The following is a 25931-nucleotide window of genomic DNA, read 5'->3' as shown; positions in this document are numbered from 1 at the left end:
GCAATTTTCGGGTGATCGCGGTCTGCATTACGCAGGCTGAGGAAAGTCCATGCTCGCACAGACTGAGATGTCTGTAGTGTTCGTGCTTAGCGAAACCATAAGCTAAGGTACTTCTTAGGAAGTAACGGCAGAAAAAAGGGCTAAGGAGCAATCTATGTCTGAGTATTCTTGAAAGTGCCACAGTGACGAAGCATTTTGAGAAATCAAAATGGTGGAACGCGGTAAACCCCTCGAGCGAGCAACCCAAACAATGGTAGGGGCGCTTTTTCTAAGGAAATGAACGATGAAAGAGCCGACAGTAATGTCGGAGATAGATGATTACCCCGATGATCACACTTCCCTGAGTTGATTATCGGACAAAACATGGCTTACAGAAAATTGCAGCAATTCAGGGTGTACCTTCCAACTTTGTTGTGAAGGTTTTTTTATTGAAAATTAATCTCCAGCTAAATACTGATGATTGAATCATCGGAAAGAGCCTTATTGCACTACAAATCCATTTTTCTGTAAAAAAACGAAGGAATTCAAATGAAGTAAGGAGATATTATGAAAAAACAATACAACTTGATTGCTACTGCCGCAGCAGGAATTGAAGCGTTAGTAGGCAAGGAACTAAGAGAATTAGGAATCGATTGTCAAGTCGAAAATGGGCGTGCCCGTTTTAAAGGGGACTTGGAGACGATTGCTACAGCGAATTTATGGCTGCGAACAGCAGACCGAGTAAAAATAATCGTTGATGAATTTGATGCATTTACTTTTGATGAACTGTTTGAAAAAGTTAAGGCAATCCCGTGGGAAGATTATTTACCGATGGATGCGGAATTTCCGGTAGCCGGCCGTTCAATCAAATCAAAATTGTATAGTGTTCCAGATTGTCAATCTATTACCAAAAAGGCGATTGTCGAACGTTTACGAGAAGTCTATCATCGTCCAGCTCGCGTACCATTGCCTGAAACGGGTGCATTCTTCCAATTAGAGGTCGCTTTATTAAAAGATCATGTAGTTCTGACTTTAGATACGACTGGACCAAGTTTGTTCAAACGCGGTTATCGACTTGAAAAAGGCGGAGCACCGTTAAAAGAAAACATGGCAGCGGCTTTAGTGATGCTGACAAATTGGCGCAAAGAACGCCCATTTTATGATCCTGTTTGTGGTTCCGGTACTTTATGTATTGAAGCGGCATTGATTGGACATAACATCGCGCCTGGTTTTAATCGTGAATTTGCGTGTGAAGCATGGGATTGGTTTGATCCAGCAGTTTTTGAAAAAGTCCGTGCAGCAGCTGATGAAGCAGCTGATTATGATATTCAATTAGATATCGCAGGATCAGATATCAACGGCCGGATGATCGAAATTGCTCGTGCTAATGCTGAAGAAATCGGTTTGGGCGATTCAATCGATTTTAAACAACGAGCAGTCAAAGATTTTAAGACTGAAAAAGACTATGGTGTGATCGTAGCGAATCCGCCTTATGGGGAACGTTTGGGCGATGAAGAACAAGTTCGTGAATTATACCGTGAGATGGGTGAAGTTTTCCGTCCGTTAAAAACATGGAGCAAATATATTTTAACTAGTGATTTGACTTTTGAAGAATCTTACGGGGCAAAAGCGACTAAGAAACGGAAGTTGTACAATGGAGCGATGAGAACGGACCTATTTCAATATTGGGGAGAACGTCCGCCAAGAAAGCCGAAAATAGATGCCGAATAAGATTGCAGCAATCTGCAGCTACGCAAAGGAAAAACTTGGTGATGATCGAAGCGGACACGATTTTTACCATGTTGAACGTGTCGCAAAAATTGCTAAACAGCTAGCTGAACAAGAAGGCATTTCAGATACGCAGATTATTGAAGCTGCCAGCTACTTACATGATGTCATCGATGATAAAGTGGTCACAGATGTAGCAGCTGAAACAAAAAGCCTTAAAAAGTTTTTAAAAGAACTTGAATTTTCCGAAAAGGATTGCCAAGAAATTTTTGAGATTATTGAAAATATCTCTTTTTCTAAAGAGTTGGAAGCAGGAAAAGCGCGACTGACGTTGGCAGGCAAGATCGTCCAAGATGCGGATCGAATTGATGCACTAGGAGCAATCGGTATTTTGCGAACAGCGTATTATGGTGGGCATACTCAAAGCCCGTTATACGATCCTGATCTTGCTCCACAAGAATTTAAGAGCAAACAAGAATACCGTCAAAAAAGTACGGTAATCAATCATTTCTATGAAAAGTTATTCAAACTCCCAGCTACGATGAATACTGAAGCAGGGAAAGCGGAAGCTCAGCGGCGAGTAGCATTTATGGAAGAATTTTTAGCAAGATTTTATGCGGAATGGAATTTATCATAAAGATAAAGCGAAGTTTATAAGTTAAAAGTAAGAAAATCTACGAGGTAAGGCGTATTATTTCCCGTGAACCTACTTTTCTCCTATAATGTTCTTGGTTAGGAGGAACCCTGATGCTGCATCGCGAAATATTGAGTCCTGAAGAAGTTTTAGAAAGAATGCCCAACTTGTCTGAGGGATTGTTTGCTATCCGCTGTCAACTGGCAAATAAGACTTATCAAGTTATCATATATAAATATGAAGAAGATCATTTCTTAATAGAAAATCTAGCACTGATCAGTGCCTTACTTGAAGAACAGCAAAGCTTTTTTGGGACACCAGAACAACTATTGAATGAGATTGAAATGTCATTTGAGAATAATTATTATCAACCTATCTCAAAAGAGTGGATTAATCTAGACTTGAACACGTTGAAATTATTGAATAATGTGGAAATCAAATTCTTTGATTTAGAAGAATAACAGGACATCCTGTTATTCTTTTTTTCTGAATTGACGAAAAAGGTAGTAGAGATTAATCACCGTCAAAATGGCACCTAATACGAATGGGACAATCAAACGACCTTGACTGTAGCCAAAGTTTTTTTGAAAACTTTCTGTTGATGTAAAGGTGACGACGGTTCGGCTGTAATTATAAACTTGATAGCTAAAAGTCGTTAAAAAAACTGCAATCAATGTCAAGGCAAACCGTCGATAATCACTATTCTTCATTTTCTTAGCAAAATAAAAAATTAGATAAGCAACCATCAAAGCCGCGGGAACACCAAAAGCAAAAAGTGGATTAAGCATGTATTATTACCTCCTTAGAAATTATCTATAAAAAAATTAACGTCGTACCTATTTTACCACAAGACAGAAAAAGCTTTGCTGATTAGCGATCAATCAGCCCAAAATTCTAAAATGAGGGAGTTTTATGAGTAGTTACATTTTTCCAATCAAAGCTGCAGTCCTTACTTTTCCATTGTTAGCATTAGTGATTACTGCACCGTTTTTAATCTATTATTACCGTAAGTATGGTCAATTAGGGAAGTTGAGAAGTGTCATTTTATATTCATTTGTTTTCTATTTATTGTGCGCTTATTATTTAGTCATTTTGCCATTACCGAGCATTTCTGAAGTCGCTCAGTTAACCGGTCCGCGGTATGAACTCGAATTGTTTCGACCATGGCAGCAATTTCTGGACCAAACGGTACTCCAGCTGAATGACCCAAGCTCCTATTTGCCAGCAATAAAACAAAGTATTTTTTTAGAACCAGTTTTTAATATTTTTTTGCTTTTTCCATTCGGTGTGTATTGCCGCTACTATTTCAAATTTTCTTTTGGTAAGACGATTCTAGTAAGCCTTTGTTTGTCTTTATTTTTTGAATTGACTCAATTAAGTGGATTGTATTTTATCTATCCTCGTTCGTATCGGCTATTTGACGTAAATGATCTATTACACAATACAGTAGGGGGGATGATCGGATTTATTTGCGCACCGTTATTCACCTTCTTCTTGCCTACAAGAAACGAGCTAGACTCAGAATCCTTAGTAAAAGGCCAGCGAGTCTCGCTTTTGCGGCGTTTCGTCGCGACGGCGATTGATTGGGTCGTGCTTGGTTTTTTCAGTACATTTTTAAGCATGTTTGTCGGATTTTTACCCACAAGTTTGCGAACATTGGTAAGTTATCCAATTGTCAGTTTTACTTTAGAGGTCATTGTTTATTTCATGATCTGTATGTATTTCTGGAATGGTCAGACGATTGGAAAAAAAATCGTCCGAATCAAAGTTGTCGAAAAAGATCGTCAGCATCTGCGTTTTAGCAGTTTAGTGAAACGTTATAGCGCATTTTATTTATTGCTTTACGGTCTGCTTCAAATTTTCCAGTTCACGATGACCCACTTAACAACGACAAATCACACGATTTTTATTGCATATGTTACATTAGGTTTTATTAGTTTAGGAATTTTGCTTTTATTTCTATTCAACTTATTGTATGCTCTCATAAGAAGAAAAAGCCGCCTATTCCATGATAAAGCAAGTCACACATATACGATCAGCACGTTAAAGAAAGAGGTATAATATGCGAAATTTTGAGTCATTCAATTTTCAGCCATTCATTCTTGAAGCTATCAAGGATAAAGGGTTTACTGAGCCGACAGCGGTTCAAGAAAAATTGATTCCGTTGATCAAAAAAGGGAGAAATGTTGTCGGTCAATCACAAACAGGATCAGGCAAAACACATACATTTTTATTCCCATTGATGAATAAGATCGATCCAACAAAAGATGAAGTACAAATAGTTATCACAGCGCCAAGTCGCGAATTATCAAGTCAAATCTATCAAGCAGCAATCCAAATCGCTAAATTTTCATCAGTCGAGATTCGAGTGACTAATTTTGTCGGCGGGACGGATAAACAACGTCAAGTAGATAAATTGAGCACGCATCAACCTCATGTTGTCATTGGAACACCAGGACGTATTTTAGATTTGATGAACGAACAAGCTTTAAAAGTTCATACGTCACAATATTTTGTTGTTGATGAGGCTGACATGACATTAGACATGGGCTTTTTGACGGAAGTCGATCAAATCGCAAGTCGTTTGCCGAAGCATTTGCAGATGCTGGTCTTTTCTGCAACGATTCCAGAAAAATTACGTCCTTTCTTATTGAAATATATGGAAAATCCCGTGATTGAAGAGATCAAATCGAAAGCAGTCATTTCTGACACGATTGAAAATTGGTTAATCTCAACAAAAGGACAAGATAAAAACCGTTTGATTTATCAATTGCTAACACTGGGGCAACCTTATTTAGCCATCGTGTTTGCTAATACAAAACAACACGTAGATGAGATCAGCGACTATCTAAAAGCACAAGGATTGAAAGTAGCTAAGATCCATGGCGACATTTCTCCGCGGGAACGCAAGCGCGTGATGCGTCAAGTTCAAAATTTAGAATTTCAATATGTAGTTGCGACTGATTTGGCTGCGCGAGGAATCGATATCGAAGGTGTTTCTCATGTAATTAATGCAGAGGTTCCACAAGATCTGGATTTCTTTATCCATCGGGTCGGCAGAACTGGACGGAACGGCTTGTCAGGAACAGCGATTACGCTTTACAGTCCAAGTGATGAAAATGATATTAGCTTAATTGAAAATGTAGGTATTCATTTCCAACCAAAAGAAATCAAGAATGATGAAATCATCGATACGTACGATCGGAATCGTCGTAAAAAACGAGAAAAATCAAAAGATGAACTGGACCCAACATTGATTGGTCTTGTAAAAAAATCGAAGAAAAAAATCAAACCAGGCTATAAAAAGAAAATCGATCGAGCAATCTCAGAATCGAATAAACAAAAACGCCGTCAAACGCGTCGACAAGCAGAACGCAGTGTGCGTAAAAATAAAAAACGTTCAAATTCATAAAATAATTTTTCAAAGTTCAGTCATTATTTTTGATCTCTGTACTTTCCAGATTATTGATTATTGTTAACTTTGGATTGAGAAATTTAGTGCAAAAAAGCCCTTATAGCTCTGTTACTCAGCTATAAGGGCTTTTTGCATTTGGACACAAAGGATCCCGTCTTCTTCAAAGGGAGCGGAGCTCACATGATAGCCTAATTTTTCATAAAATCTCTGCGCCTGGATCTCAGCCGAAAGAATTGAGGTATGGCAGCCTTCTTTTCGAGCGCGCTCTTCGATTTGAGTTAACAGTTTTTTTCCGAATCCTTGTGTGCGAAAATCAGGATGGACACATAGTCGATCTGGATTGAGAGTTTGTTCAGCGATTTTTTGATAACGAACTGTCGCAATGGGGAGGTTGCCTTCAAAAAAAACTAAATACTGGCGATCGGTTGTGTCCAGCTTATCAAATTCCAATTCGGGTAAGATAGTTTGTTCTAAAACAAAGATTTTATAACGCAAGTAAAAGGCTGCCGCCTGCAATTTAGGCGAAGCGCCAAAATATTCCTTCATCTTTTTCCTCATTTCCATAGGGTAATGGTATAATTTTAGCATATGAGTGTCGAAGGAGGCAGAAAGATTTATGAACTTATTAGATCAATTAGACTGGTCCTATTGGAAACGGTTGAATCCAAAAGAGAAGCGCACCTTGTTAAGCCAGCTATTGCTTCATTTTGTCAATCCATTAATGAAGATTTCAGATATTGAATTGAAAGATTTTCATTTATACGGCATCAAATGCCAAACTTTTCAATTAATGATCGATGATGAAGAATTTATTTTTATCCCTGGCAACAAAGATGCGATTTTAGGTTGGAATTTGGGAACGAAAGGACTGTCATTGTTAGAGACAGCACCAAATGCTCAAGAAATTACTATTCCGCAAGAGTTGCGCGGACAATATAATTTTTTCGATGTGGAATCATTAGGGGAATTGATCAATGATCAAACGACTAGTTTACGCAAAGTTCAAATTCCGCCGATGTTTGTTCAACGTCATGCATTGCCGGCAGGAACGAACTACTTAGGTATTTATAATGCGGTAACCGGCAGTTTTTCTGGTGAGGCGGATCAATTCTCTACTTATGAAGAAGAGATCAAAGCGGTTTTATCACCAAATTTAACACCAGAAGAAAGCATGACGTGGTCATTTCCGAAAAATATATTGAAAGAAGGCCGCTGGTATATTGAAATGGCCCCGCATTCAGATAATTACCATGTCTTTAGTCATGAAAAACATACTTACAGTAGTTTGCGAAAAAAAATCCGGAAGAAAAACTTTGATTTGTTGACCGAAGATCAGTGGGAATATGTTAATGGCGCTGGCAGCCGTCGGTTATTCCGCTGGGGCAATGATCTGAACATTACTGATCCTTACCGCGGCAAGAGCGTGAAAAAGTTGATGGAACAAGCAAATATGTTTGGATTGTTTTTTGATACATCGATGGAACGCTTTGAGATCACTGAAGATCCGGGAGTCTTGAAATTGACCAATAAAAAATACGATGTTGGAATTCCAATCGTTGATTTTCTTCCATTATCAAGTTATTACAGCAATAACATTACGATGCAGCACGAAACGGTTCTAGCACCAAGTGAATTTTTATACCGCAAAGCGATCTTGATCAAAATCTAGTTTGACTTTTGAGCGACTTTTTTCTATACTCTTAAAAGGATATGGTTTATTGTTTACGTTTCTACAGAAAGTGCACGTTTTGCTGAAAGTTGCATGTTGCGGAAAATAAATTGCTCCCACTATTTTTTGATTGAAAAATCAACGCTGCTCAGCGTTAACGAGCTGAAGAGGTAATGATCAAACTATCATTGCAATCAAGGTGGTACCGCGAGTTTTCGTCCTTGACTGCAGTGGTAGTTTTTATTTTTTGAGAAAAGAGGAAAATACATGAAAAAATTATCAAGCGCGGAAGTGCGCCAAATGTTTTTAGACTTTTTTAAAACGAAAGAACATATGATTGAGCCGAGTGCCTCATTAGTTCCTGTCAATGATCCAACATTACTTTGGATCAATTCAGGAGTTGCGACAATGAAAAAATATTTTGATGGCAGTGTCGTGCCAGAAAATCCACGAATCGCCAATGCTCAAAAGTCTATTCGAACAAACGACATCGAGAATGTCGGAAAAACTGCTCGTCATCACACGATGTTTGAAATGTTAGGCAATTTTTCAATTGGAGATTATTTTAAAGTTGAAGCAATCACATGGGCTTGGGAGTTTTTGACTTCGCCTGATTGGATCGGTTTTGATCCGGATAAATTGTATGTAACAGTTTATCCAGAAGATAAAGAAGCAAAACGTATTTGGTTAGAAGAAGTGGGAATTCCTGCAGATCACGTAGTTGAGATCGAAGATAATTTTTGGGATCTTGGCGCAGGTCCAAGTGGTCCGGATTCAGAAATCTTTTATGATCGCGGCGAGTCGTTCAATGATTTAGCAGAAGATGATCCTGAAAATTATCCTGGCGGAGAAAATGAACGTTATTTAGAAATTTGGAACCTTGTATTCTCTGAATTTAATCATACACCTCAAGATACGTACGAACCATTACCCCACCAAAACATTGATACTGGGATGGGACTTGAACGGATGGTGTCGATCATTCAAGACGCACCGACCAACTTCGAAACGGATCTATTTTTACCAATCATTGGAAAAGTAGAAGAATTAAGCGGGAAAAAATACGGGACAGATAAGCAATTAGATATCTCTTTCAAAGTCATTGCTGACCATATTCGTTCATTAGCTTTTGCAATCGGTGATGGGGCGTTGCCGTCAAACGAAGGACGCGGCTATGTATTACGTCGCCTATTACGACGTGCCGTGATGCATGGGAAGAAACTAGGGATTGATCAAGCTTTCTTATATAAATTGATTCCAGTCGTTGGCGAGATCATGGTAAGTTACTATCCTGAAGTGAACCAACAAGAAGCATTCATCGAAAAAGTTGTGCGGACGGAAGAAGAACGTTTCCATGAAACAATCAATGACGGTTTAAGTATGTTAAACAATGTGCTAGTCGAATTGAAAGCAAAAAATGAAACGACTTTAGATGGCAAAACGATCTTTAAGCTTTATGATACATTTGGTTTCCCAGTAGAGCTGACCGAAGAAGTTGCAGAAGATGAAGGCTTAAAAGTCGATCATGAAGGTTTTGAAGTAGAGATGCAGGCGCAAAAAGAACGTGCTCGTGCTGCTCGGACAACTGAGAAATCAATGGGTGTTCAAACAGCACTCTTAGGTGATATCAAGGTTAACAGCAAATTTGTCGGGTATGACCATCTCGAAAGCGAGAGCGAGCTTTTAGTTATTTTGCAAGAGAATGCAATCGTAGACACTGTAACAAAGGGTCAAGCTCAATTGATCTTTGCCGAAACACCGTTCTATGCTGAAATGGGCGGACAAATCGCTGATAAGGGTGACATCGTCGATCAAGACGGCAAAATCGTCGCGCATGTCACAGATGTCCAAAAAGCACCGAACGGTCAAGCTCTGCATACTGTGGAGGTACAATCTGCATTAACAGAAGGATCGACGTACTTTTTACAAGTTTATCAAGCTTTCCATAATAAAGTAATCAAAAATCATACTGCGACCCATGTATTGCACAAGGCATTAAAAGAAGTTTTAGGCGACCATGCGAACCAAGCCGGTTCATTAGTCACAGATGCACATTTGCGTTTTGATTTCACTCATTTTGGCCAAGTTACAGCTGCTGAATTGAAAGAAATGGAAAAGATTGTAAATCAAAAAATCTGGGAAGCAATCCCAGTCGTAACGATTGAAACAGACATCGATACAGCAAAGAATATGGGTGCGATGGCGTTGTTTGGCGAAAAATATGGTCACGATGTACGTGTAGTAAATATCGGTGACTGGTCAATCGAATTATGCGGAGGGACCCACGTCGCTAATACAGAAGATATCGGCTTATTCAAAATTGTTTCCGAATCAGGGATTGGTGCAGGCGTTCGCCGAATCGAAGCATTGACTGGAAAAGAAGCCTATGAAGCTTTCCGCGAAGAAGAAGAACAATTATTGCAAATCGCACAAATCGTAAAATCGCCACAAATCAAAGAAGTTGTTACAAAGACAGAACAATTGCAACAACAAGTTCGCGAACTGCAAAAAGAAACCGAACAACTAGCAACCAAATTAGCGAATCAACAAGCCGGTGATGTCTTTAAAGATGTAAAAGAGATCAACGGTACAACGGTGATCACGGCTCAAGTCAACGTTAAAGACATGAATCAGCTGCGTCAGTTGGCTGATCAATGGAAACAAAAAGAATTGTCAGATGTTTTAGTTCTTGGAACAGTTCAAGGTGAGAAAGTGAATCTTTTAGCCGCGATGAGTCCTACAGCGAATGCAAAAGGTCTGAAAGCTGGCGATTTGATTAAAGCAATCGCACCAAAAGTTGGCGGCGGCGGTGGCGGTCGTCCAGACATGGCACAAGCTGGCGGAAAAAATCCAGCGGGACTGTCTGAAGCATTAGCTGAAGCAGTTAACTGGTTGGCGTAATTTAATCAAGATTTTGTGACCCAAGAGGATCGTTTTATTTTTTTACGAAGTGTCCACAAGAACACGATTATTAACAGAGAGAGGATGGGACAAGAGGTTTGTCGCATCCTTTTTTTAAAGATTGAGAAAAATAGTTTTTAAGTAAGACAAGTTTAATTTTTTTGTGGGTTCTTTGAAAGGCTCATTACGAGTTCAAATAATTGAAATGAGAAAACACTGTTTTACTATCATGTTTTCTTTTAATACCTCGATGCTTTAGGTATAATCTTAACAAGGAGATATTTTGAGAAAAGAGGGGATCATTTGGGAATTATTGAGCAAATTATTTTTTTGATCTTTGTTATTAATGCTGTAGGTGCGATGGTCACCGTCTTTCGCAAACCGCGGAATATCACGACGATTTGGGCCTGGCTGTTAACGTTGATTTTTTTGCCAGTGATCGGATTTTTGATTTATGCTTTTTGCGGTCGCGGAATTGATGGAGAAACGATGTATCGCTTTGAGCAAGGCGATGCTGAGCGAGTAAAAGAAATCAACGAAATCATTCAAAAAGACAATCATCATGTGGAGCATAATGAACCGGATCAATTGTATCCAGCGGTTCAATCGTTAGTGAAGTATTTCAAAAATTTGGATGAGTCGCCATTAGCAATTCGAAATGAATTGGAATTTTTTTTGGATGGGACGGAAAAATTTGAGCGTTTGTTTGTTGATTTACGTCAAGCGCAAAAGACAATTCACGTAGAGTACTACGCTTTTTTCAATGATCGCATCGGCAATCGATTCATGCGTATCCTCGAAGAAAAAGCCGCACAAGGGGTCGAAGTTCGGATGATCTATGATCCATGGGGGGCACCCAAAACGAATAAAAAGTTTTTTGAAACGTTAATCAAAAATGGCGGACAAGTGACGCCATTTATTACTTCCAGAAATATTTTAGCTAAAACACGGTTGAATTATCATCTACATCGAAAAATCGTTGTAGTTGATGGTGCGATCAGTTGGACCGGTGGCTTCAATGTTGGTGATCAGTATCTTGGAGAATCTGAGCGTTTCGGCAGATGGCGGGATACCCATGGAAGAATCGAAGGAACGGCAAGTTTTACACTGCAAGAAATTTTTATTCGTGATTGGAACGCGTCAGTTACGAACAAGTCTGACAAAATGAGTTATTTGCCAGAATATTTTGTTTTGCCACAAAAACAAATCAAAAAAGGTGTGGCGATGCAAATTGTTGCTGATGGTCCAGATTCCAGTGAACAGATCATCAAAGACGGCTTTGTTCGGCTGATTTTAGCGGCTGAGAAAAGCGTCTGGATCCAAAGTCCTTATCTTGTTCCAGATGAGACGATGATTTCAGCTATCCTAATCGCGGTTCGCTCTGGGATCGACGTACGGATCATGATCCCTAATATGCCGGATCATCCGTTCATCTATCGGGCAACACAATATTATGCGAACTATTTGCATCAGCGCGGAGTCAAAATCTATCATTACGCCGATGGTTTTCTTCATGCTAAAACGATTGTGGTAGATGATGAGTTGGCAACATTTGGGTCAACCAATCAAGATATCCGCAGTTATGAATTAAACTTTGAAGTCAGCAGTTTCATTTATGATCCAGAAGTTGCGCAATTATTCCGTAAAATTTTCGAGGAAGACATGAAAGAGTGTATTCTGCTAACGGATGAAATAATCGCAGGTCAATCCCACTGGCTGACATTTAAACAGCACTTTTCACGGCTGCTGTCACCGGTCTTGTAATTTTTTACGCAATCCTTGGCGGGCTAAATTGTCCGCCCCTTTATTTTTTGCCTCAGGAATCCATTGGAGGACTAATAAAGGAAATTTAGGTGCCAATTCATTAAACTCTGATAAATATGGCAAGAAGAGCTTGTTTTTTGTTTGTCCTTGGTCTAAAATTTTTATTGCAGTTTTACTATCGGAATAAAGTAAAATAGACTGGTCATTCAAGTTATGGTCAATCAAATAATTCAACGCATACAAGATCACAGCTAGTTCTGCTTGGTGGTTATTTTTTTCGGGTAATGGAATTGCTAGTTGTTTTTGCTCATTAGAAATAAGCAGAATACCGCCGCCACTTTTTTCTAAATTTGTTGCGGCATCAGTGAAAACTTTTAACATAATAATCATCCTTTAGAATAGAGGTTTAGGAAATGAAAAGAAAACGCTATTTTTGGCAACCGGAGTTATCTATCAGTATTATTTATTGGTCTGCGACCTTTATTATTCTTTTTTATGGTCTAATTCTAACTTTAGAAAAAACACACCCTTATTTAAAAGGAAATATTTTCATTGGAGTATTTATCATATTTGCGTTAGTCGGCCTGCATCGCTATTTATTTTTAGAAAAATCTGGGATAAAAATCCGTTATTCTAGACTTTGGCGACGAGAGACCGTCTTGCGAGAGCATATCGATTATCTGGCGCTTTGCAAAGATGGAATCATCATTCAGCGTAAAGGGCTTAGCGGGACGTCCTTTCACTTTGCGATGACGAAAAAAAGAAAAGCGGCATTTGTCAAAGATTTTGCAACATTCTATCCTGAAATTCAAGTGAAAGAAATAAACGAAAAGATCAGCCGTAACTGATCTTTTCGTTTATTTCTTTTTAACATGAGCCGCTTGCATACCGCGAGCACCCTCTACAATTACAAATTCAACTTCGTCACCAGGGTCCAAAGTTTTAAATCCTTCTTCTTCAATAGCGGTGAAATGAACAAATACTTCTTGATTTTCTTCATAGGTAATAAAGCCGTATCCCTTTTTCTCATCGAACCATTTAACTATGCCACTATTCATAACGCAACACCCCTTTGCAATTGCTGGTTTTATTATACGTGATGGGGACAAAAAATGCGAATCAATAAGATTACCGATTTTAAGTGCTGTTTTTATTGAGAAAATTCGTTATAATAAAAATGAACGAATAAAAAACGTAGTTCTCTGAATAACGTTCGGGAAAGGGAGTTTTTATGAAAACAGATATCGAAATATCACAAGCAGCAACTTTAGCACCGATCACAGAGGTGGCTGAAAAAATCAATCTATCTTTTGATGATTTAGAACTGCATGGAAAATATAAAGCAAAAATTGAATTTGATGCTTTAGAACGGATGAAAAAGAATCCAGAAGGAAAATTGATCTTGATGACTTCAATCAATCCAACTCCAGCAGGCGAAGGCAAATCAACGGTGACAGTCGGATTAGGTGATGCACTGAATAAAATAGGTAAAAAGACCGTTATCGCTTTACGTGAACCTTCCTTAGGACCTGTTATGGGAATGAAAGGCGGAGCGACTGGCGGCGGTTATGCGCAAGTCTTGCCGATGGAAGATATTAATCTGCATTTTACAGGGGATATGCATGCCATCACGACAGCAAATAATGCTTTGGCTGCATTGCTAGATAATCATATCCATCAAGGAAACGAGTTGAATATCGATGCTCGCCGTATAATCTGGAAACGGGTTGTCGATTTAAATGATCGTGAACTTCGGCATATTGCAGTTGGGTTAGGCGGTCCAACGAATGGTGTTCCGCGTGAAGATGGGTTTGATATTACCGTTGCAAGTGAGATTATGGCGATTTTGTGCTTGGCAACAGGGATCGAAGATTTAAAGAATCGTTTAGCTAATATCGTTGTAGCCTATACATTCGAACGTGAACCAGTCACAGTCGGTGATTTAAAAATCGAGGGTGCCTTGACACTTATTTTGAAAGATGCGATCAAACCCAATTTAGTTCAAACAATTTATCAAACACCTGCATTCGTCCATGGTGGCCCCTTTGCCAATATTGCCCATGGTTGCAATAGTATTTTAGCGACCCGCGCTGCATTGCATTGCGGCGACTATGTTGTAACAGAAGCCGGCTTTGGTGCAGACCTTGGCGGAGAGAAATTTTTGGATATCAAAGTCCCTAATTTGGGTAAAGCTCCGGATGCCGTCGTGATTGTCGCAACGATTCGTGCATTAAAAATGCACGGTGGCGTAGCTAAAACAGAATTGAGTGCAGAAAATTTGGATGCTTTAAAAGAAGGATTTAGTAATTTAGCTAAACACATTCGGAATATGCGTAAATATGGTTTACCAGTGATCGTGGCGATCAATGAATTTATCAGTGACACAGAAAAAGAAATCCTATTGTTAAAAGAACTTTGTCAACAAGAAGAAGTGAGAGTCGAGTTAGCCAGCGTTTGGGAAAAAGGACCTGATGGTGGGATTGACTTAGCGAAAGCAGTTGTTGATCTAATCGCAACTGAAGACAGTAATTTCCGTTCAATCTTCAGCAGAGAACAAGATGATCTAACTGAAAAAATTGAAACAATCGTTAGTGAAATCTATGGCGGTAATGAAGTGATCTACAGTAAAAAAGCACAGCAACAATTAGCGACATTTAAAAAATATGGTTGGGATCGTTTACCGGTCTGCATGGCAAAAACACAATATTCATTATCAGATGATCCAAACAAATTAGGTGCACCCATCGATTTTGATGTGACAATCCGTGAATTTGTTCCAAAAATCGGTGCCGGATTTGTTGTGGCATTGACAGGTGATGTGATGACTATGCCTGGACTGCCGAAAAAACCTGCCGCATTGAACATGAATGTGGATGAACAAGGAAACGCGATCGGTTTATTCTAAATAATAAGCAAAAAGGATGTGACGAGATATTCGTCACATCCTTTTTTTGTACAGACTGAGCATATTTTTGCATATTTTATCATAATTACCTGTATTTATTTATAAAAAACCATTGACTTGTATGAAAGAAATCCGTATAATCTTCAAAAATGATAGAATTTTAATTGTTTTGTAATAATAATACAAGGAGATGTTAACATGAAGGTCGCGATTATCGGAGTAACTGGATACAGCGGTATTGAACTGGTCCGTATTCTTTTAAGGCATCCGAATGTGGAAATCAGTTCCATTCATAGTCATGCGCAAAAAGAGAAGGGAATCACTGATTATTTGCCGCACTTAAGCCGATTACTGGACCTTCCGCTAGAACCAGTCGACCCGAAACGCATCATGGAACAAGCTGATTTGGTTTTCTTAGCGACACCGTCTGGTATTTCAAAAGAAATTGCCCAAGTATTTATCAAAGCCGATTTTCCTGTTATTGATCTTTCAGGCGATTTCCGTTTGAAGGCAAAAGGACAATATGAGAAATGGTATAAAAATTCAAGTGCTCCATTTGAATATCTGCAAAAAGCTCATTATGGTCTAGCTGATTTTTATTCGAAACCAAGCTCAAAATTGATTGCTAATCCTGGATGCTACGCAACAGGAACCCTCTTGTCGCTAGCTCCCTTGGTTCAACAAGACATGATCGAAATGGATTCGATAATCGTAGATGCGAAATCTGGCTTATCAGGAGCAGGAAAAAAATTATCAGGCAGCACTCATTTTGTATCTAATAATGAAAACATGATGCTTTATAAGATGAACAGCCATCAACATATCCCAGAAATCATGCAACAGTTGCAAACCTGGAATAAGACTATTTCAGCGATTCAATTTTCAACTTCTTTGATTCCTGTGACACGCGGAATTTTTATTACGACTTATGCCAAAAGTAAAGAGCGGCTGACGCAGTCTCGATTATGGGAGATTTATCAGGCCTTCTATCAAGAGAAACCTTTTGTTCGTGTTCAAGCCCAAGCAGTTTATCCTGAATTGCGCCAAATTATCGGATCAAATTTTTGCGACATCGGCGTCGCCTACAATGAAATAACTAAGATTATCACTGTAGTCACGGTCTTGGATAATTTGGTTAAAGGAGCAGCTGGGCAAGCCGTTCAAAATCTAAATCATTTTGCAGGTTGGCCAGAAGAAACGGGTTTGGACCTAGTCCCAATTTATCCATAAAAAATCGGAGTGTGAAGAATATGCAAATTATAGATGGAACAATCGCCAGTCCAAAGGGGTTTTATGCAACTGGTTTACATGCAGGATTGAAAAAGGTAAAAAAAGATTTAGGTGTTATCTATTCAGAAATTCCCGCCAATGCAGCGGCAGTCTATACAACAAATCAAGTTAAAGCAGCACCGATTGCTGTTACGAAAGAAACATTGAAAAATCAAAAATTACAAGCCGTAGTAGTCAATTCAGGTGTCGCAAATGCTTGTACCGGAAAACTTGGACTGGAAAACGCAAAAAAGATGCAAGAGTTGGCGGCAGCTCATTTATCAGTAAAAAAAGAAACCGTTGCAATTGCTTCAACTGGAGTGATCGGAAAGCAATTACCAATGGCAGTCATTGAAGAGGGGATTAATAGAATCGATCTGCAAAAGCCAGTACCAATGGCATTTCATGAAGCAATTTTGACGACTGATACCAGTACGAAGGAAATCGTTGTGACAGAAAAAATCAACGGTCAGCTAGTGACAATGGCTGGTGTGGCAAAAGGTTCTGGGATGATCCACCCCAATATGGCGACGATGCTAGCCTTTATTACGACAGATGCTCATATCTCAAAACAACTTCTGCAAATGATTCTAACTGAAAAGACAGAGACGACATTCAACCAGATCACCGTGGATGGAGACACATCTACAAACGACATGGTGCTGGTTCTCGCAAATGGTTTAGCTGAAAATCCGATAATTGAAATAAACACCGAAGCATATGAAAAGTTTGTTGCGATGTTTCAATTAGTCAGTGAGACTTTGGCGAAGATGATCGCAAAAGATGGTGAGGGCGCCACAAAATTAATCGAAGCTCAAGTGATTGGGGCACACAGCGATCTAGAAGCCCGTTTAGTAGCAAAAAAAGTAGTGGGCTCTAGTTTAGTAAAAACGGCGATGTTTGGAGAAGATCCTAATTGGGGACGGATCATTTGTGCTGTAGGTTACGCCGGGTCACAAACGGATCCAGAAAAGATCGATATGTGGATCGGGGATCAGCAGTTATTAAAACAAAGTCAGCCGCAAGTTTTTGACGAAGAACTAATGAAAAAGACGCTGGAAAAAGCTACAGTCAGCATCACGGTCGATCTGAACATCGGAACGCAGAGTGGAAAAGCATGGGGGTGCGATCTAACCTACAAATATATCGAAGTGAATGCGTTGTATCATACGTAATAGGAGCGATAGTTATGGGAAAAATTGTTGTAAAGATCGGCGGTATTGCCAGTGATAATTTAACGAAAAGTTTTTTTGAGCAAATCAAACAATGGCATTTAGATGGAGATGAGGTCGTTATCGTCCATGGAGGCGGTCATTATATTACTGAAATGATGGAACGCTTGAATATCCCAGTTATGATAGAAGAGGGGCTGCGAGTCACTACTGAACAGACGCTGAAAATTGCTCAAATGGTTTTGATCGGTCAAGTCCAGCCTGCAATCACCACAGTATTTCAACAGCAAGGCTTTGCGGCAATCGGACTCAACGCTTCTTGCGACAAATTGATTCAAGGAGAAGTCCTTGATAAAAAGCGAGGCTATGTCGGTAAGATTACAAAAATCAATTCTGCTCCCATAGAAAATATTTTATATAAGCATTACATTCCGATTATTGCACCCTTAGGAATGACAGCTGAAGGGCAATGGTTAAATATTAACGCAGATGCTGCCGCTTGTAAAATTGCTGAAGCGCTCGGCGCCAAAGCATTGTACTTATTAACCGATGTACCCGGAGTCAAAAAAGCTGGAAAATGGCTTAAAGAACTTTCTAGCGCTGAAGTTGAGCAGTTAAAAATAGAGAATGTAATTACAGGCGGTATGCTTCCGAAACTAGCCAATGCTGTCAGTGCATTAGAAAACGGAGTTTCAGAAATCCACATTACTAATAAGATCGAGTATTCTGGAACGGTACTAAAAAAGGAGGAAACCTTTGTATGAGTTATTTATTTCCAAATTATGCACGAGATACTATCGATTTGATCGATGGCGCAGGTAGTTATGTCTATGATCAAAATCAGACCCGTTATTTAGATTTTACGAGCGGAATCGGCGTAAGTAATTTAGGACATAAAAATCCTAAAGTTTTGCAGGCTTTAGCTGAGCAAACAAATAAGATTTGGCACAGTTCCAATTTATATGCGAATAAATTGCAAGAACAAGTTGCTCAAAAACTAACGATGGGAAAAGATTATGCAACTTTTTTCTGCAATAGCGGGACTGAGGCCAATGAAGCAGCAATCAAATTAGCAAGAAAAGCAACAGGACGTCAAAAAATTTTAACTTTCAAGCAATCCTTTCACGGTCGTACTTACGGAGCTTTAAGTGCAACGGGGCAACCAGCATTGCAAGCAGGTTTTTATCCGATTGTCGCGGGTTTTGACTACTTGCCATATAATCAATTAGCACCTTTGAAGGGAAAATTAACTGATGATGTCGCTGCAGTGATGTTGGAGGTGATCCAAGGTGAAGGCGGGATTATTCCTGCAGAAAAAAACTGGCTGCAAGCCGTGGAGAAATTGTGCAAAGAAAATAATAGTTTATTGATCATCGATGAGATTCAAACGGGAGTAGGAAGAACAGGAACGTTTTTTGCCTTTGAAGCGTATCAGGTTGAGCCAGATATCATTACGACCGCTAAAGCATTGGCAAATGGTATTCCGGTCGGAGCAATGCTGGGGAAAGTTGAATTAGCTAAAGCCTTTGGACCGGGTTCTCATGGTACGACTTTTGGTGGGAATAATTTAGCGATGAGAGTCGCTGAAACGGTTATCACTGAAATCAATCAGCCAACCTTTCTCTCAGCGGTGGCAGCTAAAGGTAATTTTTTGAAACAAGAGTTGTCACAATTGATCGATCAGTCAGATAAAGTATGCGCGGTTCGCGGTGCAGGATTGATGATTGGTGTTGAACTTGATTCACCTGAGACACTGTACACAGTGATCCAAGGCTTAAAAAATCAGCAATTATTGGCACTCAAAGCAGGCAAAAAAGTTTTAAGATTACTGCCGCCTTTGACGATCAGCCAGCAAGAGCTGGAGCAAGGATTAAAAATCATCCGTCAAGTGATCCAGTAGGGGTTGCACCAAGTTTGGTGCAGCTTTTTTGCGATTAGCTGATCTTAGCCGCTTTTTTAAAGTCTCGGGCTTTCCATCGCGCTTTTTTTCACTTATACTGAAGTTATCACCTGAAGTGACCGTAAGAATGAATAGCGCTCAGCAATCTTTGGTGGATAGCGAAAGGATCATAGTAAAAATGTAAGGAGCCGGCTAATGGGAGAACGAGCAGATATCTTTTTAAGTACATTTAATCGAATCGAAAAAGAAATGAAGCGGCAATTAGGCAATCCGGTAAATATGAGTTTTAGTGAAGCAGTCAGACGATTATCAAAGCGGCGGGATAATTCGATCGGTGGAAATGAAAATGATCTGCTTCAATTAGCACAACTGCGCAATGCAATCGTCCACGATCAAGTAGCGGATGATTTTGTGATCGCCGAACCTAATGAATGGGCAGTTGAGCGAATCAAAAAGATCGAAGAAAATTTGTTGCGGCCAGAAAGAGTGCTACCGCGTTTTGGTAAAAAAGTGACGGGATTCGAGCGAACGTTGCCATTAGTGGACATAATGAAAATCATTACGGAAAAGCACTTCTCGCAGTTTCCTGTTTACGATGCAGGAAAATTTATGGGATTGATCACGCTGCGCACAATCGGATTTTATTTTGCCCAAGTCAGCTTAACAGGAACAATCAATCTTAAAGGTTTAGTAGCAGAAGACTTGCTATCAACAAATAGCAAGCGAGTGAATTTCAAATTTGTTTCAGCTGCGACAAAAGTTTCTGAAGCAAAGAAAATGTTTCAGATCGAAGGAACGTTAGAAGCAATCTTGATCACTAAAGATGGAAAATCTGACGGCAATTTATTGGGGATTATTCGACCGCGGGATATTTATGGTCAAGAAAAGGAGCAGTAAGGATTGTTAATTATTTATTTATTATTAAGTGCAGGAATCATCGGTTTAGACCAGTGGTTCAAATGGTGGATCGTCAATGAATACAATTTTGGTGACAGCCAGGAGATAATACCGAATGTGTTATCATTGACACACATTCGCAACACAGGCGGAGCGTTCAGTTTATTTGAAGGTCAGCGGACTTTTTTTATTCTGATTACGATTGCGGCAGTCATTGCGGTGGTTTTTTATTTAGTCAAACATTTACACGATAGTAAATGGCTAACGATCGGTTTGAGTTTTTTTCTAGCTGGGGCGTTGGGCAATTTCATTGATCGTTTTCGCTTGGGTTATGTGGTAGATATGTTTCAGTTAGACTTTATCAATTTTCCAATTTTCAATATTGCAGATATGGCTTTAGTCGCTGGCGTGATCATGCTATTTATTTATATTTTATTAGATGAGAGAGATAAAAAAAATGGATAATCAAATTGAAGTAATCATAAAAGACGAAACAGGCAGAATCGATAAAGTGTTGAATGACCGTTTAGCCGATCATTCGCGCTCACAACTCCAACAATGGATTAAAGAACAGCACGTTTCAATCGATGGCAAAGTCATCAAAGCAAATTATAAAGTACACGCTGGAGATAAAATTTTAATTGAAATTCCGGAACCGGAAGAATTAGATCTTGTCCCAGAAAATCTTGATTTGACGATCGTCTACGAAGATGACGATGTAGTCGTAGTCAATAAACCTCAAGGAATGGTGGTTCATCCATCTGCAGGACATCCGAAAGGAACGTTGGTCAATGGTTTATTGTACCAAATCAAAAACTTATCAACGATCAACGACGTTGTTCGTCCAGGGATCGTACATCGAATCGACAAAGACACTTCTGGTTTATTGATGGTAGCTAAAAATGATCAGGCGCATGAAGCATTAGCTAAACAATTAAAAGACAAAACTTCTTTACGAAAATATGTAGCACTAGTTCACGGAGAAATCCCTCATGAAAAAGGTCGAATCGAAGCTCCGATAGGTCGTTCAAAAACTAATCGCAAGATGCAGGCAGTAATAGAAGATGGAAAATCTGCCGTGACTCATTTTGAAGTTTTAAAACGGTTTGAAGGCTATACGTTGATTGAATTACAATTAGAGACTGGCCGAACGCATCAAATCAGAGTCCATATGCAATACATCGGTTACCCAGTAGCCGGCGATCCATTATATGGTCCAAAAAAGACATTAAAGGGAAATGGTCAATTTCTTCATGCCAAACTACTAGGCTTTGAACATCCGACGACTGGTGAAATGATGGTCTTTGAGGCACCGTTACCAGAAATTTTCAAAAAAACTTTGAAACAGTTAACAGAAAAAGATTGATTTCTTAATTAAGGAATAGTATAGTGACTGTAGCAAGAAATAATTGAATATGATCCTTTAAGAGTAGTCCCGTGAGGCTAAGAAGGAATTCGATAGTAGTTTGGACTAGGTGCGCCTAGGTGAACACTATCATTTTGACGAAGTTGCTAACATTCCTCCTACCTAATTACGGGTAGGAGTTTTTTTATTGCAAAAATAAGGAGGAGACAGGATGTATAAAAAAGAAGTAGTAGATGAGGTAACAATGAAGCGAGCGTTGACTCGGATAACGTATGAGATTATTGAACGAAACAAAGGTGTGCAAGATATCGTCTTGATTGGGATCAAAACTCGCGGGATCTTTATCGCACAGCGAATCGCAGAACGCTTAAAACAATTGGAACATAAAGAAGTGCCCGTTGGAGAATTAGACATCACCTTGTATCGCGATGACGTAAAAATCCAAGAAGCAGAACCAGAGATCCACTCTTCAGATATCCCCTTCTCGATTGAAGGAAAAGAAGTAATTTTAGTCGACGATGTCTTGTTCACCGGCAGAACGATTCGTGCAGCATTAGACGCTGTGATCGACTTAGGTCGTCCAAATCGCATTTCATTAGCGGTTCTAGTCGATCGCGGCCATCGCGAATTACCGATCCGCGCAGATTATGTCGGAAAGAATATTCCAACTGCACTGACTGAAGAAATCGTTGTTGAAATGGAAGAAAGCGACGGACAAGATCGAATCTTGATCCAAAAAGAAGACTAAAAAAATTGATAAATAGAAGCTGGAAAGAGGGAATTTCATGCAAGAGTTTCACAATGATGATGTTGTTTTAGATATTCACGATCGCCCAAGTGCTGGTCATTGGGTTGGATTAAGTATCCAACACTTGTTCACGATGTTTGGCGCAACGGTTTTGGTTCCAATCTTAGTCGGCATCAATCCGAGTATTGCGCTTGTAAGTTCTGGCTTAGGCACCTTGGTTTACTTAACGGTAACAAAAGGCAAGATTCCCGCTTATCTAGGTAGCAGTTTCGCTTTTATCGCGGCTATGAAATTATTGATGAAGAGTGACGGATACCCTGCAATTGCACAAGGCGCACTAACTTGCGGCTTAGTTTACTTGATCGTCTCCTTTGTTATTCGAAAAATTGGTTCTGGCTGGCTAGACAAAATCTTACCGCCAATCGTTGTAGGACCGGTCGTGATGGTCATCGGCTTAGGGTTAGCCAGTAACGCCGCGCAAAACGCAATGTATAACAATGGTGTATACAGCTTCAAATACGTGATAGTTGCTCTGATCACATTGGCTTTAACAATCTTTTTCAATATGTTTTTCACTGGCTTCTTAGGACTGATTCCAATCTTACTGGGCATCATCGGAGGCTATATCACAGCGATGATTTTCGGTATCATCGATTATCAGCCGATCATCGAAGCGAAGTGGCTAGCAATGCCCGCTTTCAACGTTCCTTTTATCAGCTATCAACCTAAGTTGTACATCAATGCGATTACCACAATGGCACCAATCGCTTTTGTCACAATGACTGAACATATCGGACACTTGATGGTATTAAATAAACTGACAAAACGAAATTTCTTTGAAGATCCCGGCTTAGATCGCACACTGATGGGTGACGGCCTGGCGCAAATCGTTGCCGGCTTCGTCGGGGGGCCTCCAGTAACAAGTTATGGTGAAAATATCGGTGTGCTTGCAATCACGCGCGTTCACAGTGTCTTTGTGATCGGTGGAGCGGCGATCTTCGCAGTATTGTTAGGTTTTGTCGGAAAACTCAGCGCGTTGATCTTAAGTATTCCTGGACCGGTGATCTCAGGCATCAGCTTCATTTTGTTCGGTGTTATTGCAGCCAGCGGTTTAAAAATCTTGATTGAAAATAAGATCGATTTTGACCGCAAGAAAAATTTACTGATTGCTTCGACTATTTTAGTCATCGGCATCGGTGGTTTAGTTTTTGAAGCCGGAACGTTTACGTTATCTGCGATGGCTCTAGCTACAGTTCTAGGAATTGTTTTGAATCTCATTTTGCCGGAACAAGCACGCAGCGAAAAGAAATAAGCATACACTTATTATAAAAAAATAAGCTAGTACAAATAAGGAGGAAATTTCATGATCATCCAGTCAGAGGAGATTAGTCTAAAACACTTATTGACAGTCGAAGCCTTGACCGATCAAGAGGTGATGGGACTGATTTTCCGAGCGCAGCAGTTCAAACAAGGCGCGCGTTGGGCACCTTATAAGGATCAATACTTTGTCACTAATCTTTTCTTTGAAAATAGTACCCGGACGCATAAAAGTTTTGAAGTTGCTGAAAAAAAACTTGGACTAGATGTGATTGATTTTGATGCTAAAACCAGTTCTGTCCAAAAAGGTGAGACGCTGTATGACACAGTCTTAACGATGTCCGCCTTAGGAGTTGATGTCGCAGTTATTCGACACAGTGATGAAAATTATTACGACGAGCTGATCCAAAGTAAAACGATTCAATGTTCGATTGTGAACGGCGGTGATGGCAGTGGTCAACACCCGACACAGTGCTTGTTAGACCTTATGACGATTCATCAGGAATTCAATCACTTCAACAATTTAAAAATTGCGATCGTCGGGGACATCACTCACTCGCGAGTTGCCAAATCAAATATGCAAATGTTAAAACGACTGGGGGCGGAAGTTTATTTTTCAGGACCGGAGGAATGGTACGATGAGAGTTTTGATGTTTATGGGACCTATCGACCGTTGGATGAACTAGTCCCACAAGTCGATGTCATGATGCTTTTAAGAGTCCAGCATGAACGCCATGATGGTCAAGAGAGTTTTTCAAAGGAAGACTATCATCAAAAATACGGCTTGACACTCGAACGGGGAAAGCAGTTGAAAGATAATGCAATCATTATGCACCCGGCACCAGTTAATCGCGATGTGGAAATTGCTGATAGTTTAGTCGAAAGCTTGCAATCACGCATCGTTTCACAAATGACAAATGGCGTTTATATTCGGATGGCCATTTTAGAAGCAATACTCAGAGGGAAATCGTAAAGGGGCAGATAAAATGAAAACATTGATTAAAAATGGAAAAATCGTGACAAAAGAAAATCAAACAACGACATGTGACCTTTGGTTGGAAGATGGTATCATCGCCGGCATTGGAAAAAATTTCTCAACCATAACGTTTGATCAAGAATATGATGCCAAAAATCAATTGATTACACCAGGTTTAGTTGATGTCCACGTTCACTTGCGAGAACCAGGATTCACTTATAAAGAGACGATCAAAGACGGATCAAAAGCTGCAGCACGCGGCGGCTACACGACTGTTTGCGCAATGCCTAATTTAGATCCAGTTCCGGATACGGTAGAAAAATTCAACGAGGTACAAGCACTTATTGAAAAAGAAGCTGTGGTGAAAGTTCATCAATACGCGCCAATCACTGAAACACTACGCAGCGAGAATCTGACCAATCAAAAAGGGCTGAAGGCTGCTGGAGCATTTGCTTTTACTAATGACGGAGTAGGAGTACAAACTGCCGGAACGATGTACTTAGCGATGAAAGAAGCTGCTGAAAATAAGATGGCACTGGTCGCTCATACCGAAGATGAGTCCTTATTATTTGGCGGCGTGATGCATAAAGGAAAAATCAGCGAGCAACTAGAACTTCCTGGGATTTTAAGCGCTACAGAATCGTCACAAATTGCAAGAGATTTGATTTTAGCTGAAGAAACAGGCGTTCACTATCATGTCTGTCACGTATCTACCAAAGAAAGTGTTCGAATCATTCGTGAGGCAAAAAAAGCTGGAGTTCATGTGACCGCTGAAGTATCACCGCATCATTTGATTTTGATCGATGAAAATATTACAGCAGATCATGGCTATTGGAAGATGAATCCGCCGTTACGAGGAACAGCGGATCGTGAAGCATTGATCGGAGGGTTGCTTGATGGGACGATCGATTGTATCGCGACTGATCATGCTCCACACGGGTTCGAAGAAAAAAATCAAAGTTTTTTGAAAGCACCTTTCGGGATCGTCGGCAGTGAGACAGCTTTCCAATTGATTTACACACACTTTGTTGAAACAGGACGCTTTACATTAGAACAAGTGATTGATTGGATGGCGGTCAAACCAGCAGAGATTTTCGGACTGACTGTGGGTACTTTGACTATCGGTCAACCGGCCGACATCGCAGTGTTTGATCTAAGTCACGAAGAAACGATTGATGATAAGAAATTTGCATCATTAGGAGTGAACACACCTTTTACTGGCTGGCCGGTCAAAGGTGCAACACTGATGACCTTTGTAGATGGTCAGTTGGTATACAACAAGGAGGACTAA

Annotated in this window: 25 protein-coding genes and 1 other RNA gene; 22 read left to right on the top strand and 4 right to left on the bottom strand. The window is 39.8% G+C overall.

The annotated features are described in order from the left end of the window. Positions 1 to 3 precede the first annotated feature (3 nt). From rnpB to FFM68_RS06890, 4 genes are all read left to right on the top strand, one after another. Positions 4 to 376: RNase P RNA component class B (gene rnpB, locus FFM68_RS06905), an RNA gene on the top strand. A 170-nt stretch (positions 377 to 546) separates the two neighbouring features. Continuing rightward, a complete protein-coding gene (locus FFM68_RS06900; RefSeq protein ID WP_137618674.1) occupies positions 547 to 1710 on the top strand; it encodes a THUMP domain-containing class I SAM-dependent RNA methyltransferase in 1164 nt (387 codons plus the stop codon). Continuing rightward, complete coding sequence (locus tag FFM68_RS06895; RefSeq protein ID WP_137618673.1) at positions 1700 to 2344, top strand: HD domain-containing protein; 645 nt, start codon at positions 1700 to 1702, stop codon at positions 2342 to 2344. The genes FFM68_RS06900 and FFM68_RS06895 overlap by 11 nt, the downstream gene beginning before the upstream one ends. 110 nt (positions 2345 to 2454) lie before the next feature. Beyond that, on the top strand, positions 2455 to 2802 hold the full coding sequence (locus FFM68_RS06890) for a hypothetical protein (RefSeq protein WP_137618672.1): 348 nt from the start codon (positions 2455 to 2457) through the stop codon (positions 2800 to 2802). Positions 2803 to 2814: 12 nt separating this feature from the next. Here the strand turns inward: FFM68_RS06890 and FFM68_RS06885 are convergent, their stop codons facing one another. Then, complete coding sequence (locus tag FFM68_RS06885; protein WP_137618671.1) at positions 2815 to 3129, bottom strand: hypothetical protein; 315 nt, start codon at positions 3127 to 3129, stop codon at positions 2815 to 2817. 124 nt (positions 3130 to 3253) lie between these two features. Here FFM68_RS06885 and FFM68_RS06880 point away from each other — a divergent pair, with 124 nt between their 5' ends. Both FFM68_RS06880 and FFM68_RS06875 read left to right on the top strand, forming a co-directional pair. Further along, complete coding sequence (locus FFM68_RS06880) at positions 3254 to 4402, top strand: VanZ family protein (RefSeq protein WP_137618670.1); 1149 nt, start codon at positions 3254 to 3256, stop codon at positions 4400 to 4402. Between the two features lies 1 nt (position 4403). After that, on the top strand, positions 4404 to 5753 hold the full coding sequence (locus FFM68_RS06875) for a DEAD/DEAH box helicase (protein ID WP_137618669.1): 1350 nt from the start codon (positions 4404 to 4406) through the stop codon (positions 5751 to 5753). A gap of 111 nt (positions 5754 to 5864) precedes the next feature. Here the strand turns inward: FFM68_RS06875 and FFM68_RS06870 are convergent, their stop codons facing one another. Next, the gene (locus FFM68_RS06870) at positions 5865 to 6302 is read right to left on the bottom strand and encodes a GNAT family N-acetyltransferase (protein ID WP_137618668.1); all 438 of its coding nucleotides are present in this window, start codon (positions 6300 to 6302) and stop codon (positions 5865 to 5867) included. A 70-nt stretch (positions 6303 to 6372) separates the two neighbouring features. On the opposite strand from FFM68_RS06870, the gene FFM68_RS06865 reads away from it, so the two are divergent. The 3 genes from FFM68_RS06865 (at position 6373) to cls (ending at position 12090) form a co-directional block, all read left to right on the top strand. Beyond that, the gene (locus FFM68_RS06865) at positions 6373 to 7425 is read left to right on the top strand and encodes a DUF7278 family profilin-like fold-containing protein (protein WP_137618667.1); all 1053 of its coding nucleotides are present in this window, start codon (positions 6373 to 6375) and stop codon (positions 7423 to 7425) included. Between the two features lie 267 nt (positions 7426 to 7692). After that, positions 7693 to 10326: an alanine--tRNA ligase gene (gene alaS / locus FFM68_RS06860; protein WP_137618666.1), complete on the top strand. Its 2634-nt coding sequence runs from the start codon at positions 7693 to 7695 to the stop codon at positions 10324 to 10326. Between the two features lie 303 nt (positions 10327 to 10629). Further along, a complete protein-coding gene (gene cls, locus FFM68_RS06855; RefSeq protein ID WP_137618665.1) occupies positions 10630 to 12090 on the top strand; it encodes a cardiolipin synthase in 1461 nt (486 codons plus the stop codon). Here the strand turns inward: cls and FFM68_RS06850 are convergent. Then, positions 12076 to 12471, bottom strand: a complete 396-nt coding sequence (locus FFM68_RS06850) for a ribonuclease HI family protein (RefSeq protein ID WP_137618664.1) — start codon at positions 12469 to 12471, stop codon at positions 12076 to 12078. The genes cls and FFM68_RS06850 overlap by 15 nt on opposite strands. 32 nt (positions 12472 to 12503) lie before the next feature. Between FFM68_RS06850 and FFM68_RS06845 the strand changes: the two genes are divergently transcribed. Further along, a complete protein-coding gene (locus FFM68_RS06845) occupies positions 12504 to 12938 on the top strand; it encodes an EbsA family protein (protein WP_137618663.1) in 435 nt (144 codons plus the stop codon). Positions 12939 to 12947: 9 nt separating this feature from the next. Here the strand turns inward: FFM68_RS06845 and FFM68_RS06840 are convergent, their stop codons facing one another. Then, complete coding sequence (locus FFM68_RS06840; RefSeq protein ID WP_137603134.1) at positions 12948 to 13148, bottom strand: cold shock domain-containing protein; 201 nt, start codon at positions 13146 to 13148, stop codon at positions 12948 to 12950. Between the two features lie 173 nt (positions 13149 to 13321). Between FFM68_RS06840 and FFM68_RS06835 the strand changes: the two genes are divergently transcribed. The 12 genes from FFM68_RS06835 (at position 13322) to pyrC (ending at position 25931) form a co-directional block, all read left to right on the top strand. Then, on the top strand, positions 13322 to 14995 hold the full coding sequence (locus FFM68_RS06835) for a formate--tetrahydrofolate ligase (protein ID WP_137618662.1): 1674 nt from the start codon (positions 13322 to 13324) through the stop codon (positions 14993 to 14995). Between the two features lie 198 nt (positions 14996 to 15193). Continuing rightward, entirely contained in the window at positions 15194 to 16225 is a 1032-nt protein-coding gene (gene argC / locus FFM68_RS06830; protein ID WP_137618661.1) for an N-acetyl-gamma-glutamyl-phosphate reductase, read from the top strand. 20 nt (positions 16226 to 16245) lie between these two features. After that, positions 16246 to 17439, top strand: a complete 1194-nt coding sequence (gene argJ / locus FFM68_RS06825; RefSeq protein WP_137618660.1) for a bifunctional ornithine acetyltransferase/N-acetylglutamate synthase — start codon at positions 16246 to 16248, stop codon at positions 17437 to 17439. 14 nt (positions 17440 to 17453) lie between these two features. Then, on the top strand, positions 17454 to 18200 hold the full coding sequence (gene argB / locus FFM68_RS06820; RefSeq protein ID WP_137618659.1) for an acetylglutamate kinase: 747 nt from the start codon (positions 17454 to 17456) through the stop codon (positions 18198 to 18200). After that, positions 18197 to 19336 (top strand): acetylornithine transaminase, encoded by a 1140-nt coding sequence (gene argD / locus FFM68_RS06815; protein ID WP_137618658.1) that lies wholly within the window; start codon positions 18197 to 18199, stop codon positions 19334 to 19336. The genes argB and argD overlap by 4 nt, the downstream gene beginning before the upstream one ends. Before the next feature lie 195 nt (positions 19337 to 19531). Then, complete coding sequence (locus tag FFM68_RS06810) at positions 19532 to 20233, top strand: CBS domain-containing protein (RefSeq protein WP_137618657.1); 702 nt, start codon at positions 19532 to 19534, stop codon at positions 20231 to 20233. Positions 20234 to 20236: 3 nt separating this feature from the next. After that, entirely contained in the window at positions 20237 to 20698 is a 462-nt protein-coding gene (lspA, locus tag FFM68_RS06805; protein WP_137618656.1) for a signal peptidase II, read from the top strand. Next, positions 20691 to 21599, top strand: coding sequence for an RluA family pseudouridine synthase (locus FFM68_RS06800; RefSeq protein ID WP_137618655.1), 909 nt, complete (start codon positions 20691 to 20693; stop codon positions 21597 to 21599). Before lspA ends, FFM68_RS06800 begins: the two co-directional genes overlap by 8 nt. A gap of 211 nt (positions 21600 to 21810) precedes the next feature. Next, positions 21811 to 22347 carry a bifunctional pyr operon transcriptional regulator/uracil phosphoribosyltransferase PyrR gene (gene pyrR / locus FFM68_RS06795; RefSeq protein ID WP_137618654.1) on the top strand — a complete coding sequence of 179 codons (537 nt, stop codon included), beginning with the start codon at positions 21811 to 21813 and terminating at the stop codon, positions 22345 to 22347. Between the two features lie 37 nt (positions 22348 to 22384). Then, complete coding sequence (locus FFM68_RS06790; protein WP_137618653.1) at positions 22385 to 23659, top strand: solute carrier family 23 protein; 1275 nt, start codon at positions 22385 to 22387, stop codon at positions 23657 to 23659. 51 nt (positions 23660 to 23710) lie between these two features. After that, the gene (locus FFM68_RS06785; RefSeq protein WP_137618652.1) at positions 23711 to 24637 is read left to right on the top strand and encodes an aspartate carbamoyltransferase catalytic subunit; all 927 of its coding nucleotides are present in this window, start codon (positions 23711 to 23713) and stop codon (positions 24635 to 24637) included. A 13-nt stretch (positions 24638 to 24650) separates the two neighbouring features. Then, positions 24651 to 25931 (top strand): dihydroorotase, encoded by a 1281-nt coding sequence (gene pyrC, locus FFM68_RS06780; protein WP_137618651.1) that lies wholly within the window; start codon positions 24651 to 24653, stop codon positions 25929 to 25931.

The sequence above is a fragment of the Enterococcus xiangfangensis genome, assembly GCF_005405365.1.
Lineage (GTDB): Bacteria > Bacillota > Bacilli > Lactobacillales > Enterococcaceae > Enterococcus_A > Enterococcus_A xiangfangensis.
The sequence above is the reverse complement of the archived record's forward strand: the minus strand, read 5'-3'. Positions and strand labels throughout refer to the sequence as shown.

What these genes read in the sequence shown, in the direction of transcription:
- argC (WP_137618661.1), top strand. Translation starts at nt 15,194, where the DNA reads ATGAAGGTCGCGATTATCGGAGTAACTGGATACAGCGGTATTGAACTG.
- FFM68_RS06790 (WP_137618653.1), top strand. Translation starts at nt 22,385, where the DNA reads ATGCAAGAGTTTCACAATGATGATGTTGTTTTAGATATTCACGATCGC.
- FFM68_RS06895 (WP_137618673.1), top strand. Translation starts at nt 1,700, where the DNA reads ATGCCGAATAAGATTGCAGCAATCTGCAGCTACGCAAAGGAAAAACTT.
- pyrC (WP_137618651.1), top strand. Translation starts at nt 24,651, where the DNA reads ATGAAAACATTGATTAAAAATGGAAAAATCGTGACAAAAGAAAATCAA.
- argD (WP_137618658.1), top strand. Translation starts at nt 18,197, where the DNA reads ATGAGTTATTTATTTCCAAATTATGCACGAGATACTATCGATTTGATC.
- FFM68_RS06835 (WP_137618662.1), top strand. Translation starts at nt 13,322, where the DNA reads ATGAAAACAGATATCGAAATATCACAAGCAGCAACTTTAGCACCGATC.
- FFM68_RS06870 (WP_137618668.1), bottom strand. Translation starts at nt 6,302, where the DNA reads ATGAAGGAATATTTTGGCGCTTCGCCTAAATTGCAGGCGGCAGCCTTT.
- FFM68_RS06875 (WP_137618669.1), top strand. Translation starts at nt 4,404, where the DNA reads ATGCGAAATTTTGAGTCATTCAATTTTCAGCCATTCATTCTTGAAGCT.
- FFM68_RS06810 (WP_137618657.1), top strand. Translation starts at nt 19,532, where the DNA reads ATGGGAGAACGAGCAGATATCTTTTTAAGTACATTTAATCGAATCGAA.
- argJ (WP_137618660.1), top strand. Translation starts at nt 16,246, where the DNA reads ATGCAAATTATAGATGGAACAATCGCCAGTCCAAAGGGGTTTTATGCA.
- alaS (WP_137618666.1), top strand. Translation starts at nt 7,693, where the DNA reads ATGAAAAAATTATCAAGCGCGGAAGTGCGCCAAATGTTTTTAGACTTT.
- FFM68_RS06890 (WP_137618672.1), top strand. Translation starts at nt 2,455, where the DNA reads ATGCTGCATCGCGAAATATTGAGTCCTGAAGAAGTTTTAGAAAGAATG.
- FFM68_RS06845 (WP_137618663.1), top strand. Translation starts at nt 12,504, where the DNA reads ATGAAAAGAAAACGCTATTTTTGGCAACCGGAGTTATCTATCAGTATT.
- FFM68_RS06850 (WP_137618664.1), bottom strand. Translation starts at nt 12,471, where the DNA reads ATGTTAAAAGTTTTCACTGATGCCGCAACAAATTTAGAAAAAAGTGGC.
- FFM68_RS06900 (WP_137618674.1), top strand. Translation starts at nt 547, where the DNA reads ATGAAAAAACAATACAACTTGATTGCTACTGCCGCAGCAGGAATTGAA.
- FFM68_RS06885 (WP_137618671.1), bottom strand. Translation starts at nt 3,129, where the DNA reads ATGCTTAATCCACTTTTTGCTTTTGGTGTTCCCGCGGCTTTGATGGTT.
- FFM68_RS06880 (WP_137618670.1), top strand. Translation starts at nt 3,254, where the DNA reads ATGAGTAGTTACATTTTTCCAATCAAAGCTGCAGTCCTTACTTTTCCA.
- FFM68_RS06840 (WP_137603134.1), bottom strand. Translation starts at nt 13,148, where the DNA reads ATGAATAGTGGCATAGTTAAATGGTTCGATGAGAAAAAGGGATACGGC.
- FFM68_RS06785 (WP_137618652.1), top strand. Translation starts at nt 23,711, where the DNA reads ATGATCATCCAGTCAGAGGAGATTAGTCTAAAACACTTATTGACAGTC.
- FFM68_RS06865 (WP_137618667.1), top strand. Translation starts at nt 6,373, where the DNA reads ATGAACTTATTAGATCAATTAGACTGGTCCTATTGGAAACGGTTGAAT.
- FFM68_RS06800 (WP_137618655.1), top strand. Translation starts at nt 20,691, where the DNA reads ATGGATAATCAAATTGAAGTAATCATAAAAGACGAAACAGGCAGAATC.
- pyrR (WP_137618654.1), top strand. Translation starts at nt 21,811, where the DNA reads ATGTATAAAAAAGAAGTAGTAGATGAGGTAACAATGAAGCGAGCGTTG.
- argB (WP_137618659.1), top strand. Translation starts at nt 17,454, where the DNA reads ATGGGAAAAATTGTTGTAAAGATCGGCGGTATTGCCAGTGATAATTTA.